The 17,428-nt window shown below is 66.7% G+C and carries 15 protein-coding genes; 4 read left to right on the top strand and 11 right to left on the bottom strand.

Translation table 11 applies throughout. The annotated features are described in order from the left end of the window. Positions 1 to 66: 66 nt before the first annotated feature. The 9 genes from HD842_RS04645 to HD842_RS04605 form a co-directional block, all read right to left on the bottom strand. Complete coding sequence (locus HD842_RS04645; RefSeq protein WP_183551551.1) at positions 67 to 654, bottom strand: HupE/UreJ family protein; 588 nt, start codon at positions 652 to 654, stop codon at positions 67 to 69. 16 nt (positions 655 to 670) lie between these two features. Next, positions 671 to 1,294 carry an urease accessory protein UreG gene (gene ureG, locus HD842_RS04640; protein ID WP_183551548.1) on the bottom strand — a complete coding sequence of 208 codons (624 nt, stop codon included), beginning with the start codon at positions 1,292 to 1,294 and terminating at the stop codon, positions 671 to 673. A gap of 23 nt (positions 1,295 to 1,317) precedes the next feature. Continuing rightward, positions 1,318 to 1,983 (bottom strand): urease accessory protein UreF, encoded by a 666-nt coding sequence (locus tag HD842_RS04635; RefSeq protein WP_183551545.1) that lies wholly within the window; start codon positions 1,981 to 1,983, stop codon positions 1,318 to 1,320. Continuing rightward, positions 1,980 to 2,513, bottom strand: coding sequence for an urease accessory protein UreE (gene ureE, locus HD842_RS04630; protein WP_183551542.1), 534 nt, complete (start codon positions 2,511 to 2,513; stop codon positions 1,980 to 1,982). Before ureE ends, HD842_RS04635 begins: the two co-directional genes overlap by 4 nt. 9 nt (positions 2,514 to 2,522) lie before the next feature. Next, on the bottom strand, positions 2,523 to 4,223 hold the full coding sequence (gene ureC / locus HD842_RS04625; RefSeq protein WP_183551539.1) for an urease subunit alpha: 1,701 nt from the start codon (positions 4,221 to 4,223) through the stop codon (positions 2,523 to 2,525). After that, positions 4,223 to 4,561 (bottom strand): urease subunit beta, encoded by a 339-nt coding sequence (locus HD842_RS04620; protein ID WP_183551536.1) that lies wholly within the window; start codon positions 4,559 to 4,561, stop codon positions 4,223 to 4,225. The genes ureC and HD842_RS04620 overlap by 1 nt, the downstream gene beginning before the upstream one ends. A 12-nt stretch (positions 4,562 to 4,573) precedes the next feature. Continuing rightward, positions 4,574 to 4,876 carry an urease subunit gamma gene (locus tag HD842_RS04615; RefSeq protein ID WP_183551533.1) on the bottom strand — a complete coding sequence of 101 codons (303 nt, stop codon included), beginning with the start codon at positions 4,874 to 4,876 and terminating at the stop codon, positions 4,574 to 4,576. A gap of 27 nt (positions 4,877 to 4,903) precedes the next feature. Further along, positions 4,904 to 5,743 (bottom strand): urease accessory protein UreD, encoded by an 840-nt coding sequence (locus HD842_RS04610; protein ID WP_183551530.1) that lies wholly within the window; start codon positions 5,741 to 5,743, stop codon positions 4,904 to 4,906. Between the two features lie 103 nt (positions 5,744 to 5,846). After that, complete coding sequence (locus HD842_RS04605) at positions 5,847 to 7,319, bottom strand: GGDEF domain-containing protein (RefSeq protein ID WP_183551527.1); 1,473 nt, start codon at positions 7,317 to 7,319, stop codon at positions 5,847 to 5,849. 177 nt (positions 7,320 to 7,496) lie between these two features. Here HD842_RS04605 and HD842_RS04600 point away from each other — a divergent pair, with 177 nt between their 5' ends. The 3 genes from HD842_RS04600 to HD842_RS04590 are packed head-to-tail and all read left to right on the top strand — an operon-like array spanning position 7,497 to position 9,759. Next, positions 7,497 to 8,462, top strand: coding sequence for an SDR family oxidoreductase (locus tag HD842_RS04600; protein ID WP_183551525.1), 966 nt, complete (start codon positions 7,497 to 7,499; stop codon positions 8,460 to 8,462). 23 nt (positions 8,463 to 8,485) lie between these two features. Next, on the top strand, positions 8,486 to 9,523 hold the full coding sequence (ku, locus tag HD842_RS04595) for a non-homologous end joining protein Ku (protein WP_183551523.1): 1,038 nt from the start codon (positions 8,486 to 8,488) through the stop codon (positions 9,521 to 9,523). A 2-nt stretch (positions 9,524 to 9,525) separates the two neighbouring features. Further along, complete coding sequence (locus HD842_RS04590) at positions 9,526 to 9,759, top strand: hypothetical protein (RefSeq protein WP_183551521.1); 234 nt, start codon at positions 9,526 to 9,528, stop codon at positions 9,757 to 9,759. A gap of 21 nt (positions 9,760 to 9,780) precedes the next feature. On the opposite strand, the gene ligD is transcribed toward HD842_RS04590, so the two are convergent. Then, positions 9,781 to 12,375 (bottom strand): DNA ligase D, encoded by a 2,595-nt coding sequence (gene ligD, locus HD842_RS04585; RefSeq protein WP_183551519.1) that lies wholly within the window; start codon positions 12,373 to 12,375, stop codon positions 9,781 to 9,783. Between the two features lie 122 nt (positions 12,376 to 12,497). On the opposite strand from ligD, the gene HD842_RS04580 reads away from it, so the two are divergent. Next, the gene (locus HD842_RS04580) at positions 12,498 to 13,439 is read left to right on the top strand and encodes a D-2-hydroxyacid dehydrogenase (RefSeq protein ID WP_183551517.1); all 942 of its coding nucleotides are present in this window, start codon (positions 12,498 to 12,500) and stop codon (positions 13,437 to 13,439) included. Here HD842_RS04580 and HD842_RS04575 read toward each other — a convergent pair. Beyond that, positions 13,436 to 17,320: a sensor histidine kinase gene (locus tag HD842_RS04575; RefSeq protein WP_183551515.1), complete on the bottom strand. Its 3,885-nt coding sequence runs from the start codon at positions 17,318 to 17,320 to the stop codon at positions 13,436 to 13,438. The two genes, HD842_RS04580 and HD842_RS04575, sit on opposite strands and share 4 nt — an antisense overlap. Positions 17,321 to 17,428: the final 108 nt, after the last annotated feature.

The raw sequence follows: 17,428 nt of genomic DNA, 5'->3' as shown, positions 1-17,428 counted from the left end.
CCTGGCCGGGACGGCCGACGGTAAAAAGAGCGCTAGCGTAGCATAATTACCCGTACCGGCAGGGCCTTAGCGGGCCAGCGCCACGAGCCAGATGCCCGCCGCGCCGATGGCCGCAGCCAGTGGCCGACCCAGGCGCCCGCCCGGGATGGCGCCCAGCAGCATCAGAGCGGCGCTGGCCAGGATGAAGCCGGCGCCGCTGGCCATGCCGGTCAGTTCATTACCGTGCGCGAGTCCGTGCACGAACGCGCAGGCGCCGACGGTGAGTACCGCCATCTGCGGCGGTATCCGCGCATCCAGGCGCGGCGCATACGCCGCCAACCCGCCCAGCAGCAGCACGGTCGCCGCGATCGACAGTTCAAGTGCCGGCAACGCGACGCCGCCACTGCTGGCCGCGCCCAGCGCCATCATCACGAGAAACGTCGGCGCGAGCAGGTAGCCGTGCTGCTGGCGGCTCCAGAGACCGACCGCGAGCAGCGCCAGCAAATGGTCGACGCCCGTCACCGGGTGCAGCAGGCCTGCCACAAAGCCGCTGTCGGGCGCGTGCCCGGGATGCGCGGCCGCCGGCAGCGCCAGTGTCAGGGCGGTCACGGCCACGCCAGCGCGGGCAAAGTGGTGGCGGATAGTGTGGCGCAGCGCGCGCAAGCTTGTCGTCATGATCATCTCCCTGTTGTTATTGGTGGACTGCGTCGAGCAAGCCCTGCTCGCGGATGAACGCGACCACCTCCTGCACGCCCTCGCCCGTGCGCATATTGGTAAAGACAAAGGGCCGTTCGCCACGCTGGCGCCGTGCATCGCTCGCCATCACCGACAGATCGGCCCCGACATGCGGCGCCAGATCGGTCTTGTTGATGATCAGGAGGTCCGAGCGCGTGATGCCCGGCCCGCCCTTGCGTGGGATCTTCTCGCCGCCCGCGACGTCGATCACGTACAGCGTCAAGTCGGACAGCTCAGGGCTGAAGGTCGCGGCCAGGTTGTCGCCGCCCGATTCGACCAGCACCAGTTGCAGGTCCGGAAAATCGGCCTGCAGGCGCGCGATGGCTTCCAGGTTGATCGACGCGTCTTCGCGGATCGCCGTGTGCGGGCAGCCGCCCGTCTCCACGCCCATCAGGCGTTCGGGCGCGAGCGCGCCGGCGCGCAGCAGGATGTCCATGTCTTCGCGCGTGTAGATATCGTTGGTGATCACGGCCATGTCGTAGTCGTCGCGCATGTGGCGGCACAGCAGCTCGCACAGCGCGGTCTTGCCCGAGCCCACCGGCCCGCCAATGCCGACCCGCAGCGGATTGGATGTAGTCATGCTTCCTCCTTCATCAACAATGATCATGACCGGTACAGGCGGCCATGCTGCACTTCGTGGCGCATCGACAGCATCGACAGGCCGGGCGCCCAGTTCGACAGTTCGTCGTCCGGCAAGCGCCGCGCCAATTCAACGGCGCGCTCGATCTCGGGCCGCAGCGACAGCAGCAGGCGCTGGCCGGCCACCTGCCCCAGCGGCACCGACTTGACGCACACCAGCACCTGGTTCTCGACCCATGCGAACACCATCGCCAGCAGCGCTTCTTCATGCGGAATAGCGAGTCCGTCGACCGCGCAGGCAAATGCCAGCGGCAGCGTGACGTCTTCGCCCAGCGCGCGCGTGTCGGCCACGCCCAGCTCGGCGATCAGGCGACTCAGCGAATAGCCCATCTGGACCGATTCAGCGCGCAGTTCGGCCGTGTCGCGCGACGCAAGAAAACACCCGCCCCACTGTGCAATCGTCCCGGCGTCGTGCGCAGCGAACGCACTCATAAGACGCCACAACACGGGCGCATCCCAGCGCGCCACCACCTCATCCAGATAGCACACGATCCACGCGCGGGCGCTGTCGGCGTCCGTGACCAGGCCTTCTTCGATCGCCGCTTCGAGACCCTGCGAATAGCTGTAGCCACCGATCGGCAAGGCCGGGCTGGCAAACTGCAGCAGGTGCAGCAGGCTGGCGGCATTCATGCCGGCCCCGGTTCAACCGGCGTGACGTCTGACGGGCGGTGAATCTTCTGGCGCAGCGGCACCGGCGCCAGCAAGCCGCCCGGCCCCTGATCATGATGATGACCGTGACCGCCACCATACGCGCCCGCCTCCGGCTCGAATTTCGCCAGTTCTTCACTGACGTCCGCGCCCAGCCCTGCGACCATCTCGCGCAGCACCGGATCGACACGGATGCGCAGCCAGCCGGGGCCTACCTGGGTCTGCGTATGCCGGTTCCCCAGGTGAAAGGCGCAGCGCGCCAGCAGCGTCGGGTCGCTGCAGCGCACGACGTACGTCGGCTCCAGCGCCGCCTCGATGCACACGACGCGCCCGCCTTCGCCCAGCAGCAGATCGCCATCGCGCAGCACCGTGCCGCGTACGAGGAACAGCGCGACTTCTTCGCCAGAAGCCAGGCGTGCACGCTGGCGGCAGCGCTCCCGTTGTTCGAACGGCAGCACCAGCGTGTCGTGCACGACGTCGGCAACAAGGATGCGGGTATGCAGTGAAATCATGGATGGCCTCTAGAACAGGAAGTAACGCTGCGCCAGCGGCAGCACGTTCGCCGCTTCGCACACCAGCAGGCGGCCGTCGGCGCGTACTTCATAGGTTTCGGGATCGACTTCCATGTGCGGCGTGGCGCCGTTGTGGATCATGTCGCGCTTGCGCAGGCCGCGCGTGCCGCGCACGGCGATCGTCGTCTTGCTCAAGCCCAGCGTGCCTGCGATGCCGGCCTCGAACGCGCTTTGCGACACAAACGTGAACGACTTGCGCAGGCCGCCGCCAAAGGCGCCGAACATTGGCCGGTAATGCACCGGCTGCGGCGTCGGGATCGAAGCATTCGGGTCGCCCATCAGGCTGGCCGCGATCATGCCTCCCTTGACCACCATCGACGGCTTGACGCCAAAGAAGGCCGGCCGCCACAGCACGATGTCGGCGATCTTGCCCACCTCGAGCGAGCCGACGACGTGCGCAATGCCGTGCGTGATCGCGGGATTGATCGTGTACTTGGCGATGTAGCGCTTGACGCGGGCGTTGTCGTTGCGGCTGCTATCGCCCGCCAACGCGCCGCGCTGGGTCTTCATCTTGTGCGCCGTCTGCCAGGTGCGCATGATCGTCTCGCCCACGCGGCCCATCGCCTGCGAGTCCGACGACATCATCGAGATCGCGCCCAGGTCGTGCAGGATGTCCTCGGCGGCGATCGTCTCGCGCCGGATGCGCGACTCGGCAAACGCCACGTCCTCGGCAATCGCCGGGTCGAGATGGTGGCAGACCATCAGCATGTCCAGGTGCTCGTCGAGCGTGTTGACCGTGAACGGGCGCGTGGGATTGGTCGATGATGGCAGCACGTTGTCGTAGCCCACGGCCGCGATGATGTCCGGCGCGTGCCCGCCGCCGGCGCCCTCGGTGTGGAATGTGTGGATTGTGCGACCCTTGAACGACGCCACGGTCGACTCCAGAAACCCTGCTTCGTTGAGCGTGTCGGAGTGCAGCGCCACCTGCACGTCCAGCCGTTCGGCCACCGACAGACAGTTGTCGATCGCCGCGGGCGTGCTGCCCCAATCCTCGTGCAGCTTCAGGCCCACGGCGCCGGCATGGACCTGCTCTTCGAGCGGACCGGGCTGGCTCACGTTGCCCTTGCCGAAAAAGCCCAGGTTCATCGGGAACGCGTCGGCCGCCTGCAGCATCGAATGAATATGCCAGGCGCCCGGCGTGCAGGTCGTGGCGGCCGTGCCAACAGCCGGCCCGGTGCCGCCGCCCAGCATCGTCGTGATCCCGGAATACAGCGCTTCGTCGATCTGCTGCGGGCAGATGAAATGGATGTGCGTGTCAACGCCACCGGCCGTGACGATCATGCCTTCGCCGGCGATGATCTCGGTGGCCCCGCCGATGGCCATCGTGACATTTGGCTGGATATCCGGGTTGCCGGCCTTGCCGATGGCCGCGATCAGGCCATCCTTGATGCCGATATCCGCCTTGACGATGCCCCAGTGGTCGACGATGACGGCGTTGGTGATGACGGTGTCCATGACACCCTCGCGCAGGCGCTGCGACTGGCCCATGCCGTCGCGGATGACTTTACCGCCGCCGAACTTGACCTCTTCGCCGTAGGTCGCGAAGTCGCGTTCGATCTCGATCACGAGGTCGGTGTCGGCCAGGCGGATCCGGTCGCCCGTGGTGGGACCATACATGTCGGCGTAGGCCTGGCGGCTGAGCGTGACCATCATGCGTCCCCTGAGGTTGGTGGCGCGGCGGCAGGCAACAGCCCCGACACGCGGCTCTGGAAACCATGCACGATGCGCTCGCCCGCCAGGTCGACCAGTTCCACCGTGCGGCGCTGCCCGGGTTCAAAGCGCACTGCGGTGCCGGCCGCGATGTTCAGCCGCGTGCCGAGCGCCGCTTCGCGCTCGAACTGCAGCGCGGGATTGACTTCATAAAAGTGATAGTGCGAGCCGACCTGCACCGGCCGGTCGCCCGCGTTGGCCACGACCACAGTCAGCGTGCGCCGACCGACGTTGAGTTCGATATCGCCGTCGTCAAGAAAGTATTCGCCTGGGATCACGCTGGGCTCCGGCTAGGGAATCGGATGGTGGACGGTCACGAGCTTGGTCCCGTCCGGGAACGTCGCTTCGACCTGGATATCGGGGATCATCTCGGGCACGCCTTCCATCACGTCGCCACGCGCGAGGATCGTCGTGCCTTCGCTCATCAGCTCGGCCACGCTGCGGCCATCGCGCGCGCCTTCCATGATGGCGGCCGTGATCAGGGCCACGGCTTCCGGGTAGTTCAACTTGAGGCCGCGCGCACGCCGGCGTTCGGCCAGCAACGCGGCAGTGAAAATCAGCAGCTTGTCTTTTTCGCGGGGTGTCAGGTCCATGGGAGGGTCCGTATCAAGTCAGCCTGTCTAGGTGAGCCAAATACGCGGCGGGCACGCCGGGCGGTCGAGCAGATGGGGGCGCAGCAACGCCCACACCTGCGCCATGACGGCGCGCGCCGCTTCGCCGTCGTCGCCGAGATACCGCGCGACGAACACCGACTTCACCTGGCTCGAGGCCAGCTGCGGGTCGAGCGCGCGTACGTGCGCCTGCAGCGCGGCGGGCACGGGCCGGCCGACAGCAAGCAAGGTCGCGCACACCGCATGGCCGCGCATGCCAAGGGGGCTGGCTATTCCGTCTGGGGTCAGGATGCCCTGCTCCCACCACAGCAGGCGGCCCTCCTGGCGAATACGCGTGCGCTGGCGGATCCGTCCGCGCGCAAACGCTTCGCCGGCGGCCACGCGGCCGAAGCACAGCACTTCGCTGCCGATATAGGTGCTGCCTGCGGCGAGATCGACCTCGTGGTCGAGGTCGACGCTGGCCGCGTCATAGAAGATGGTTTCCTGTGGCAGCCATTCGATGGCGGCGCCCGCGCCAACCCGCAAGCGCACCGCCTGCTGCGACACGCGGCCATTGGCGCGGTACCACTTGGCCGCGCCGGGACTGGTGGCGAGCACGTTGCACGCGGGGCCGGCGTCGACGTCGATCTCGAGTCGGTCGCCCCCGACCACGCCACCCGGCGGGTGCACGACGATCACGTGGCAGGCGCCGGGGCCTTCGGGATACAGCGCCTTCTGGACCCGCAGCGGGCCGCGGTGCGTGCGGCGCACGAGGCGCGTCGTGGCGCCATCGCGCAAGAAGCCCAGCGCCAGGCTGGCTTGCCAGGCGGGGAAGACGGTGGGTGCATCGGTGGAGGTGCAATCGCGCATGCTTGATGAAACAGCACGATGCGTGCCAGCGTCCTCACATGGCGTGGGACGCCTATTCTGCGGTGGATGCGCACCGCGAAGGTGCGCGCTGCACCCGAACGTATCAGGACATCGCCAGCTCGATGCAGTTACGACCCGCCCGCTTGGCACGCGCCAATGCGGCGTGGGTACGCACCGCCATCGAGTCGCCGCTCTCGCCCTCGCCCAGCTGGGCCACGCCGAGGCTGATCGTGACGTGGTCACACCCGGGTATCTCGACCTGCTCGATCGCCGCGCGCAGCTTCTCGGCCATCTTCAGCGCGTCAATCGCGCTCGTGTGCGATGCGATTACCTGGAATTCCTCGCCGCCCGAGCGCACCAGCACATCGCTCGAACGCAGCAGCGCGCGCGCCGTATCGGCCACCGTGCGCAGCACCAGGTCGCCCACCGGGTGGCCGAAGGTGTCGTTGATCTGGCTGAAGCGGTCGATGTCGAAGAGGATCAGCGCCAGCGGCAGCCGGTAGCGGCGTGCACGCTTGATTTCCTGCTCCAGCAAGCCTTCGCCGTGGCGGCGGTTGGCCAGGTCGGTCAGGGCGTCGGTGGTGGCCAGGTGCGTGATGCGCGCCAGCAGCGCCTCGTTCTCGCGCGTGACCTCGGCCATGCGCAGGCCATGCGCGGCCAGCCCGGCCAGGTCGTCCAGCGCCTGCAACTGCGCGGGCGAAAAGGCCCGTGCGTCGCCGAACAGCAGGCACAGGGAGCCCATCGGCCCGCCCGGTCCCTGCCCCGGGATCGGCACGCCGACGACCATGCGCGCGCCAAAGGTGTCCAGGCGCACTGCCAGCGCCGGTTCTCCCGCCTTGTCGAGCGTATCGAGCAGCGTGAATTCGCCTGTCGCTGCCGCCAGCAGGCCCGGGAATGCATGGCGCAGCGGCGAGTGCAGCAAGCGGCCGTCGTGCGCGAGCAGCGCCATCAAGTGCAGCCCTTCCACGCCCTGCTCGGCCTCGAGATGCAGGTCGCCATCGCGATGCTGGAACAGCGCCGCATGCACGACGCCCGGCCAGCCGGCCAGCGCGGCGCACAGGTGCTCGGCAAAGCGCCCGCTGTCGTCGGCATCGGCCAGTGCCTGCTGACAGGCGCTGCGCACTGCCAGCAGTGTGCGCAGTTCAGTTTCTGAAGGGGTGGGTGCACCAGGCGCCGCAACACTGAAACCAGTGCGCATGCGCGCAGCCAGCAGCGCGCGGGTCTGCTGCGCGCGCAGCGGGCCGATGGCGTAGTCGAGCGGACCGAAGGCCATCAGCGCCGGCACCCAGCGCGCGTTCGTGAACGGACACAGCACCAGCACCGGTGCGCCGGCGCGCTCGGCGACCAGGGCGCCCAGCGCTGCCAGGTCGATGGCGAGGTCGCAGCGTTCCAGGTCGAGCACGAGCAGGTCGGCCGGTTCGCGCGCCAGCAGCGCGCGCGCCTGCTCGGCCCCTGCCGCCACGCGCAGATTGGCAAACATGCCGTCGCAGCCGTGCTGGAAATCGGCGCGGCGCTGGCCGACGGGATTGACGAAGACGCAAGTAAAGTCTTCGCGCGCGCCGTCTTCTTGATGCATGGTGATTCTCCAGATATGGGTCCAGCCGCGCCCTGTCGGCATGGCTGCAAAGCAAGTTTGCCATAAGCGGGCGTGCCAAGCATAGCAATTGTCGTCCTGTGTGTGGGAGCGCACCGTCGCACCAGGGTGCGCGCCGAATACTCTTGCGAACGAAACCACACTCACGGGAGAATCACCATGGCACATCAAGACGACGTGGCAGCAAAGCAGCGCGCCATCCAGGAAGAACAGGACGCGCGCGACGCCAAGAAGAACGACTCCGAGAGCAAGGAAGCCGTCCAGACCGGGGTTGACCAGCCAGCGCCGCCGATGCCGGCGCAGCACCTTGCCAAGCCGGGCCTCGAAGCCGACATGGAAAGCAAGCCGAAGTTCATGGCCGAGGGCTACAAGGGCAGCGGCAAGCTTGACGGCATGGCCGCCATCGTCACCGGCGCCGACTCGGGCATCGGGCGCGCGGTCGCGGTGCTGTTCGCACGCGAAGGCGCGGACGTGGCCGTCATGTATCTGAACGAGGACGTCGATGCCGCAGAAACCAAGCGCTGCATCGAGGCCGAAGGGCGCCGCTGCATCACGATCGCAGGCGACGTCAAGGATCCGGCATTCTGCAACGACGCCGTGCAGCAGGTGGTCAAGGCATTCGGCCGCCTGGACGTTCTGGTCAATAACGCCGCATTCCAGGAACACGCCGATTCGATCCTCGATATCACCGAGGAGCGGTTCGAGGAAACCTTCCGCACCAATATCTTTGGCTACTTCCACATGGCCAAGGCCGTCGTGCCGCATCTCAAGCGCGGCGCGTCGATCATCAATACGGGTTCGGTCACCGGTCTGAAAGGCTCGGCCAAGCTGATCGACTATTCGTCGACCAAGGGCGCGATCCACGCGTTCACGATGTCGCTGGCCGGCAGCCTGCTCGACCAGGGCATCCGCGTGAACGCGGTGGCGCCAGGCCCGGTCTGGACGCCACTGAACCCGGCCGACAAGGGCCCGGACGACATCACCGAATTCGGCGCCAGCACCGACTACCGGCGCCCGGCCCAGCCTGAAGAACTGTCGCCGGCCTATGTGTTCCTGGCCTCGCCCGTGTGCTCGGGCTACATCACGGGCATCGTGTTGCCGGTGACCGGCGTCGTCGGCGAATAACGGAAGACAGCGAGGAGCAGGCAATGGCACGCAGCATGTGGAAGGGCGCGATCAGTTTCGGACTGGTCCACATTCCGGTCGATATGTACCCCGCGGTCGAGACCAAGGGGCTCGACCTGACGATGCTCGACCGGCGTGATTTTTCGCCGGTCGGGTTCAAACGCTACAACAAGGGCAATGGCAAGGAAGTCGTCTGGGACGACATCGTCAAGGGCTACGAGTACGAGGACGGCGAGTACGTCGTGCTGTCGGACGAAGACCTGCGCCGCGCCAACCCGGAAGCGACGCAGACGATCGACATCCAGGCTTTCGTCGACGCTGGCGATGTGCCGCTGATCTACTACGACCAGCCCTATTACCTGGCGCCTGGCAAGGGCGGCGCGAAAGTCTATGCGCTCTTGCGCGAGACGCTGCGCGAAGCGGGCAAGATCGGCATCGCGCACGTCGTCATCCGCGTCAAGCAGCATCTGGCGGCGCTGATCTGCGTGGGCGACACGATCGTGCTCAATACGCTGCGCTATCCGGACGAGATGCGCGACGCGGGTGAACTCAAGATCCCGTCGCCCAATTCAAAAACGGCTGCCGTCACCGTCAAGGAACTCAAGATGGCGATGGCCCTGGTCGAGGGCATGAGCGAAGACTGGGCGCCGGCGCAGTACCACGACAGCTATCGCGAAGACGTGCTGGCCCTGGTCAAGAAAAAGATCAAGGCCAAGCAGACCAAGACCATCACCCAGCCCGAGCCCGAGAAGGAAAAGCGCACCACCGGCAAGGTCATCGACCTGGTTGCCCTGCTCCAGGCCAGCCTTGGCAAGAAGCCGGCCAAGGCGGCGCTGGCTGCCCTTGATGACGATGATGACGACGACGATCCGCCACCACGCAAGTCGCGCAAACCGGCCGACGACGAGGACAGCGGGGACGACCAGCCGCCGCCACGCGCGCGCAAGGCGGCGACGTCAGGGGCCCGTGCCACGGCTACAAAGGCAGCGGCCAAGCCAGCAGCGAAGAAGGCGGCGGCCAAGTCCGCAACCAAGGCGCCTGCGCGCAAGAAGGCGGCGTGAGGATGGACGGATTCATCGACTTTCTCCAATGGCCTGCGATGGCCGTCAGCCTGATTGCCGCCTACCTGGTCGGCGCCAAGCGCGCCGAGCGCCGTATCTTGGGCTTCTGGACCTTCATCTTCAGTAATGTGCTGTGGATCGTCTGGGGTCTGCACGATGAAGCGTGGGCGCTCATCGCGCTACAGGTCGCGCTGCTGGCCATGAACGTGCGCGGCATCTTCAGGAACGAAGCCTAGCGCACCGCGCTCGCCCTACCCCTACGGCACGAACCCGAGCTGCTTCATCGCTTTGGTCAGTGTCTTGGCCGCCGTGGCATAGTCCTGCCACGGCGTATTTCCCACATCCAGCCGCTCGTGCACATTGGCGATCGTCCACTGGTCGCTCGACGTCAGTTTCTCCAGCTCATCCCAGCCCAGCGGCACCGAAATCCCCAGCCCCGGGCGCGAACGCGCCGACCATGCAGCTACCGTCGTCGCCCCCTGCCCGTTGCGCAGGTAATCGATGAAGATTTTGCCGACCCGGTTTTTCGGGCCGCTCTTGAAGGCGAAGCGCTCGGGCAACGTTTGCGCCATGTGGTGCACGATCGCCTGCGAGAAGCGCTTGACCGTGTCCCAGTCATGGTTGCCCTTGATTGGCACGACCACGTGCAGGCCCTTGCCGCCACTGGTTTTCAGAAATGCCGGCAAACCCAGTTCATCCAGGAAGGCATGCATCAGCTGCGCTGCTTCCTGCATTTCGGGCCACTTGATGCCGTCACCCGGATCGAGGTCGAACACCATCCGGTTCGGTTTCTGGTAACTGCCCTTGAACGCGTTCTGGGTATGGATCTCCACCACGTTCCACTGCGCCGACGACAGGATGCCCAGCGGCGTGGCCACTTCGAGCATCGGCGGATGCTCCGGGTCGAGCGCCTGGTCCAGGTCGCGCAGGCCGGGCATCTTGCGCACGTCGACGTGCTTCTGGAAAAACAGCTCGCCGCCCACGCCCTCGGGTGCACGCACGAGGGAAACCGGGCGCCCTTTCAGATGTTCCATCATCAACTCGCCCACCAGCGCGTAGTAGCGCACCAGCGCCAGCTTGGTGGCGCCCGACGCCTTGTCGATCACGCGCTCGCCGTTGGTGATCTTCAGCGATTCCGGCAGCTTGCCCTGTGCCGCCACCGGTTCGTCATCTGCCGCCTTATCGGCTACCTCGCCCGCAACGTCCTCCACCGGGAGCGCCTGCTCGCGGGTGATATTTTTGGCCGGCTTGTCCTTGCGCAGCCCCTGGAACACCGGATGGCGCACGGCGCCACCGCTCGTCCAGTCCGAAAAACTCACCTCCGCCACCAGCACCGGCTTGACCCAGTGGTGCGCGCGCCCAGGTACGGCGCGCGGCGGGAACGGGCTCGTGTCGGTGCGCAGCGCCTCGAGTTGTTCGGCGATGCTGGTCAGGGTCGCATGGTTGAAGCCCGAGCCGACGTTGCCGGCGTAGCGCAGCACGCCGTCTTCGTCATGGACCCCGAGCAGCAGCGCGCCGATGCCGGTGCGCGCGCCTTTCGGATCGGTGAAGCCGCCGATGACGAATTCCTGACGCCGGCCGCATTTGAGCTTGATCCAGTCGGGCGAGCGACGCGAGACATAGCGCGCGTCGCGCCGCTTGCCGATCACGCCTTCGAGGCCGATCTTGCAGGCAGCAACGATCAGTTCATCCGGCTTGGCCCCGAATTCTGCCGAGAACCGCACCTTGTCGGATTTGGCGTTCTCGAGCACCTGTTCGAGCACCGTGCGCCGGTCGACCAGCAGCATCTCGCGCAGATCGTGGCCGTCGAAATACGGCACATCGAACAGGAAATAATCGATGTCGACGGCGCCGTTGCCGTCGAACGCTGCCTGCAGCAGGCCGAAATCGGGCTTGCCATCATCATCGTGCACGACGATCTCGCCGTCGTACCAGCCGTCGGGCAGCGCCATGCGTTCCAGCTCTTCCTTCAAAGGCGTCAGCTTGTCAGTCCAGTCGTTGGCGTTGCGCGTGATGAGGCGCACAGCGCCCTCCTCGATGCGCGCGAGCATGCGGTAGCCGTCGAACTTGACTTCGAACAGCCAGTTTTCGGGGTCGGGCGGCGGTGCGTCGACAAGGGTGGCCAGTTCAGGCGAGAATTTGGCGGGCAGCGGCGACGTGGCGTCCTCCGTCGTGGCGCGTTTTGCCGGTACCTTCTTTGCTGCCGCTTTCTTGGCGGGTGCTTTTTTGGCAGCTGCCTTCTTTGCAGGCGCCGCCTTCGCTTCTTCGCGCAGCGCCTCGACCTTTTGCGCAACCCGCTTCGGCATCGGCAATGCCTTCACGCTGTCGGGCAGTTCGTCGACCAGCGAGAATTCGGCGGCCGGACGCGCGTAATCGTCCTTCTCCTTGATCAGCAGCCATGGCGGCTGCTTTTCACCACGGCCCTTCATCCGCACCAGCGTCCAGCGACCGTGCATCTTGTGACCGTGCAGCGCGAACTTGATGCTGCCCTTGGCAAAGCCCGCGCGCGGGTCTTCCAGTGGCTCCCAGGTGCCCTTGTCCCAGATGATCACCTTGCCGGCGCCGTACTGCTTGGCCGGGATCGTGCCTTCGAAGTCCGAGTACGAGATCGGGTGGTCCTCGACCTCCACGGCCATCCGCTTGTCGTGCGTGTCGTAGCTGGGGCCTTTCGGCACGGCCCAGCTTTTCATCGTGCCGTCGAGCTCGAGCCGGAAATCGTAGTGCAGGCGGCTGGCCCAGTGCTTCTGGATTACGAAGGTGAGCACGTCCTGCCCCGCCTTCCCGCCGTCGGCCGGCTCGGACGTGATATCGAAATTGCGTTTGGCTTTATAGGCTTTGAGCGCGTCCGTCATGGCAACCCCTGGGAAATTCGATCGTGCCAGCGTAGCCCTGCGGCGCGCCGCAGACTGTACGGCAACTCACGCTGACAGGGGCTGTTATGATTACTGCAAGCCGCCAACCGCAAAAGGATCCCATGCAGCGAATCGTTTTTCTCGACCGTGACAGCCTGCGCGCCAATGTTCGCGTGCCCGCCTTCGAACATGCATGGGAGGACCATGCCGCCACCGCCGTCGAGGATGTCGTGGCGCGCCTGGCCGGCGCCACCGTCGCCATCACCAACAAGGTGCCATTGCGGGCCGACGCCATCGCGCGCCTGCCCGACCTGAAGATGGTCGCCGTCGCCGCGACCGGCACCGACAATGTCGACCTGGCGGCCTGCCGCGCGGCCGGTATCGTGGTGGCAAATATCCGCAATTATTCGCTGGTGTCGGTGCCCGAGCACTGCTTCACGCTGATCCTGGCGCTGCGCCGCAACCTGCGCGCCTACGCGGCCGACGTCGAGGCGGGCAAGTGGGAAACCTCGAGCCGCTTCTGCCTGCTCGACCATCCGATCGGCGACCTGGCTGGCACGCGCCTGGGCATCATCGGCTACGGCGCGCTGGGCCGGCAAGTGGCCAGCATCGCGCGCGCGTTCGGCATGGAGGTCGTCGCCACTTCGCGCTCGCCGATCACGGACACGAACGTCACAGAACTGCCGCTGGACGAATTGCTGGCCACCTCGCAGGTCGTGAGCCTGCACCTGCCACTGACCGACGCCACGCGCCACATGATCGGCGCGCGCGAACTCGCTCTGATGCAGCCCGGCGCGCTGTTGATCAACACGGCGCGCGGTGGCCTGGTCGACGAGGCGGCACTGGCGAACGTGCTGATGGAAGGCCGCATCGGTGCCGGCTTCGATGTCCTGAGCGAAGAGCCGCCCGGCTCGAACAATCCGCTGCTGCGCCTGCGCCTGCCGCACTTCCTTCTCACGCCGCACATCGCGTGGGCCAGCTTTGGTGCGATGCAGACGCTGGCCGACATGCTGGTCGATAATATCGAAGCGTGGCATGCCGGCACGCCGATCAACGTCGTTTAGGGCGCGGCGCTGACGGTGGGCGCCAGGGCCTCGGGCGCCTTTTGCGGCAGTTCGAGCAAAAAGGCGGTGCCGGCGTCCGGCTGGCTCACGACGCGGATCGTCCCGCCCATCAGCGTCGTGACGATGTTGTAGACGATGTTCAGTCCCAGGCCGGTGCCCCCCTGGCCCATGCGCGTCGTGAAGAACGGATCGAAGATGCGGCCCAGGTGGGCCGGGTCGATGCCGCGGCCGTCGTCGCGGAACGTGAGCGCGACGCGGCCATCGGTTTCCAGCGCCGTCAGCGTCATGACGCCGCCCGGACCGTCGAACGCATGCAGCATCGCGTTGTTGACGAAGTTGATGATAACCTGCCCCAGCGGGCCCGGAAAACTGTCCATCGCAATCCCGGCCGGCACGTCGATGTCGAGCCGGTGCCCGGCGAGGCGCACCGTGTTCATCAGGGTCGCGCCGATTTCCTGGCAGGCCTGGGCCAGATCGAAGCGGCGTCGCTGGGCACTGGCCTGGTCGACCGACACCTGGCGGAAGCTGCTCACTAGTTCGGCCGCATTGTGCAGGCTGCGCACGATCAGCTGCGACGCATCGCGCGCCGCGCCCATGTAGTCGGCCAGGTCGGACCGTTTGAGCGTGGTCGCCTCGAACTGCGCCGCCACCGCATGCGTGCGTTCCTGCAACGTGCTGGCCATCAGAAGGCTGTTGCCAATTGGCGTATTGAGTTCGTGTGCCACGCCCGCCACGAGCGAGCCCAGTGACGCCAGCCGTTCCTGCGCTGCCAGCTGCACCTGCGTTTCTTTCAGGCGCGCGTAGGCTTCGGCATTGTCCATGGCCACGCCGACGTAGGCGGCCAGCGTGCCGAGCATGTCGAGGTGGACCTGGCCGTAGGCGCTCGCCTCCAGGCTTTGCACCGTCAGCGCGCCCAGCACACGCTCGCCCGCCGTCACGGGCACGCACAGCAGCGAGCGCGGCATCGGCAGCGCAGTTGCCGGCGCAGTCAGCGCCACCGCAGAGCCTAGGTCGGGCGCGCTGGGCAGATACGCGGGCAGCTCGGCGTCGACGTCCGCCAGCAGGAAGGCACGGTTTTCGTTCACGCAGCGCGCCAGCAGGTGCCTGGCCGGATCGAAGGCCAGCTCGCGCGGGGTCTCGCGCCGGCCGAACGCCATTGCGAACGGCAGTTCGAGCACGCCGCGCTCGCCCTGGCGCAGCGCGACACCAAACAACGGCGCATCCATCAGCGCCTTGACGTGCTGGTACAGCGTCAGCATGATCGCCTCGTGGTCGAGGTTCGTGGTCAGCATGCGTCCCATTTCCGACAGCAGCGCGATATTGCGGTGCGCGCGCTCGACCGATTCCTTCTGGCGTTCGACCTCGCGCTTGCCCCGTTCGGCCGCTTCTTTCTGCAGCAGCAGCTCGCCGGTGCGGGCGTCAACTTCGCGCGCGAGCAAGCCCTGGCGCGTCACGAGCGCGCCAATGCGCAGCCGATAGGCGAGGTACGACAGCGTCACCACCAGCGCCACGGCCAGCGTACGGAACCACCATGTCTTCCAGTACGGCGGCGTGATCGTGATCGCGAGCGTGGCTGCCTCCTTGCTCCAGAGTCCATCCTTGTTGCTGGCCCGGACCCGGAACACGTAATGGCCGGGATCGAGATTGGTGTAGGTGGCAAAGCGCCGCCCTGCGCCGGTGTTGACCCAGTTGGCGTCGAAACCTTCGAGCTGGTAGGCATACAGATTGCCCATCGGGTCGGCGTAGTGCAGCGCCGCAAATTCGAGCGAGATCACGGTATCGCGGTGCGACAGCGTGATCGCCCGCTGCGCCGCCAGGTTGTGGATGCCGCGCGAGCGGTTCAGCACCTGCAGGTCGGTGATCGCCACCGTCGGCGGGAACGGATTGTCGTGCACATCGGCCGGATTGAACGACGTGACGCCGCTGACGCCGCCGAAATGCAGCTGTCCGTCGGCGCCGCGCCGGCCGGCGCCCACGAAATAGGCGCCGTCGATCAGGCCATCCTTGGCGTTATAACTCTTGGTCTGGCCCGTGACCGGATCGACGCGCGTGATGCCGGCAGTGGTGCTGACCCAGATGATGCCGTCGTTGTCTTCGAGGATGGCGCCGATCGACTGCGCGTCCTGGCTGCTGAACGGGTAGTAGCGAAACGACGTGCGTCCGCCAGCCTGCACCATCCGGTGCAAGCCCCCTGCGGTGCCGACCCACAGGTCGCCCGCCCTGGACTCGAGCAGATGGTAGACGCGGCTGTGGCGCAGGCTCGTACTGTCGTCCGGGTCATGGCGAAAACGGCTGAAGGTGCCGCTGACGGGGTCGAAGCGCTCCAGGCCCGATTCGGTGCCGATCCACAGCACGCCGCGCCGGTCCTCGACCAGGGCAAAGCCATAGTTGTCGCCCAGGCTCGTGGCGTCACCCGGCACGTTGCGCCAGTTGCGCACGGCCGTGGCGCCCGGCGTGACTGCGGACAGGCCGTCGCGCGTCATCACCCACAGCGTGCCGTCGCGGCCCTCGCGCAGCGCCTGTATATGGTTAGCGCCCGGACTCTGGCCCAATTCGACACGCCCCATGCGCCCGCGCGCGTCGCGCCACGCCAGGCCGGTCGGTGTACCGATCCAGAGCCGCCCCCCGGCCTGGGCCAGCGCGGTGACGACCTTGCCCGTGAACGCATCGGTGCCGAAGCGCCGCGTCGTGCGTGAGGCCGGATCGAGCAGCATCAGGCCATCACCGCTGGTGCCCAGCCACAGGCGCCCGGCCGGATCGTCGACGATGGCGCGCACCCTGGCGCGGCCCATCCCTTCCGTTTCACCAAAGCGCGCGAAGCCCCCGCTGGCCAGGTCGGTGCGGTTGATCCCGCCAAAATACGTGCCGACCCACAGCGTCCCGGTGTGGTCGACCAGCAACGCCGACACCATGTTGTCGGACAGGCTGTGCCGGTCCTGCGGCAGGTGGCGGTAGCCGGTGAACCGGCCGCTGGCCGGATCGAGCCACTTCAGGCCATCGGACGAGGTACCGACCCACAGCTGCGCGCCGCTGTCGTGATACAGCGTGCGGATGCGCGCGCCGCGCATCCCGTCCGCCGCGCCGATCCGGCGCCGCTGCGGCACATCGCCATCGATGCGCCACGCCTCGAGGCCCGCCGCGGTACCGATCCACAGCGTCTGGCGCGGGCCCATCGACAGCGCCAGCACGGCATTGCGCTCGACATCGTCAAGCGGCGCCATCGTGAAACGCGTGACCTGGCCACTGGCCGGGTCGAGCCGGTCCAGGCCAGCCGCGGTGCCGACCCACAGCGCCCCGCGCCCGTCGAATGCGAGTGCGTTGACGCGGTTGTCGCGCAGGCTCGCCGGATTGTTCGGATCGGACACGTAGTTGCGCTGCTGGCCCGTGTGCGGGTCGAAGCGCACCACGCCGTCATTGGTTGCGAGCCACAGCGCGCCATCGGGCCCCGGCACGATCGCCACCACCGAACGCTTGACGGTGCGGCCCGGCTGGGCCAGCGCAAACCGCTCGAACCGGCCGGTCGCCGGATCGTGCCGCGCCAGCCCACCTTTCGTGCCGAACCACAGGCCCCCGGCCGGATCTTCGTACGAGGCAGAGATGAAGTTGTCCGGGATGCTGGCAGGATCATTGGCGTCGTTGCGGAAGATGACGAGCCGATAGCCGTCGTAGCGGTGCAGGCCGGCCTGGGTGCCGAACCAGATGAAGCCCTGGCGGTCCTGCAGGATGCTCATCACCGAGTGCTGGGACAAGCCTTCTTCGACCGACAGGCGCTCGAAGCGCAGATTGCGCTGGCTGGCGTCGGCCGGCAAGGCCAGCGCCAGCAGCAGGAAGAAGGTGAAACGAAACAGGCTGCTACAGGCAGCCCAGGTAGAACCTGGCATGGTCATCCGATCGATTTGCGCTGCAATCAATCTACCAGAGGACTTTGTTGCCGTGAAATAATTTGAGTCTTCCAGAAATAAAATGTCGCTGCTATAATGCGTGCCTCG

The organism is Massilia aurea, from assembly GCF_014200505.1.
GTDB lineage: Bacteria > Pseudomonadota > Gammaproteobacteria > Burkholderiales > Burkholderiaceae_D > Telluria > Telluria aurea_B.
The sequence above is the reverse complement of the archived record's forward strand: the minus strand, read 5'-3'. Positions and strand labels throughout refer to the sequence as shown.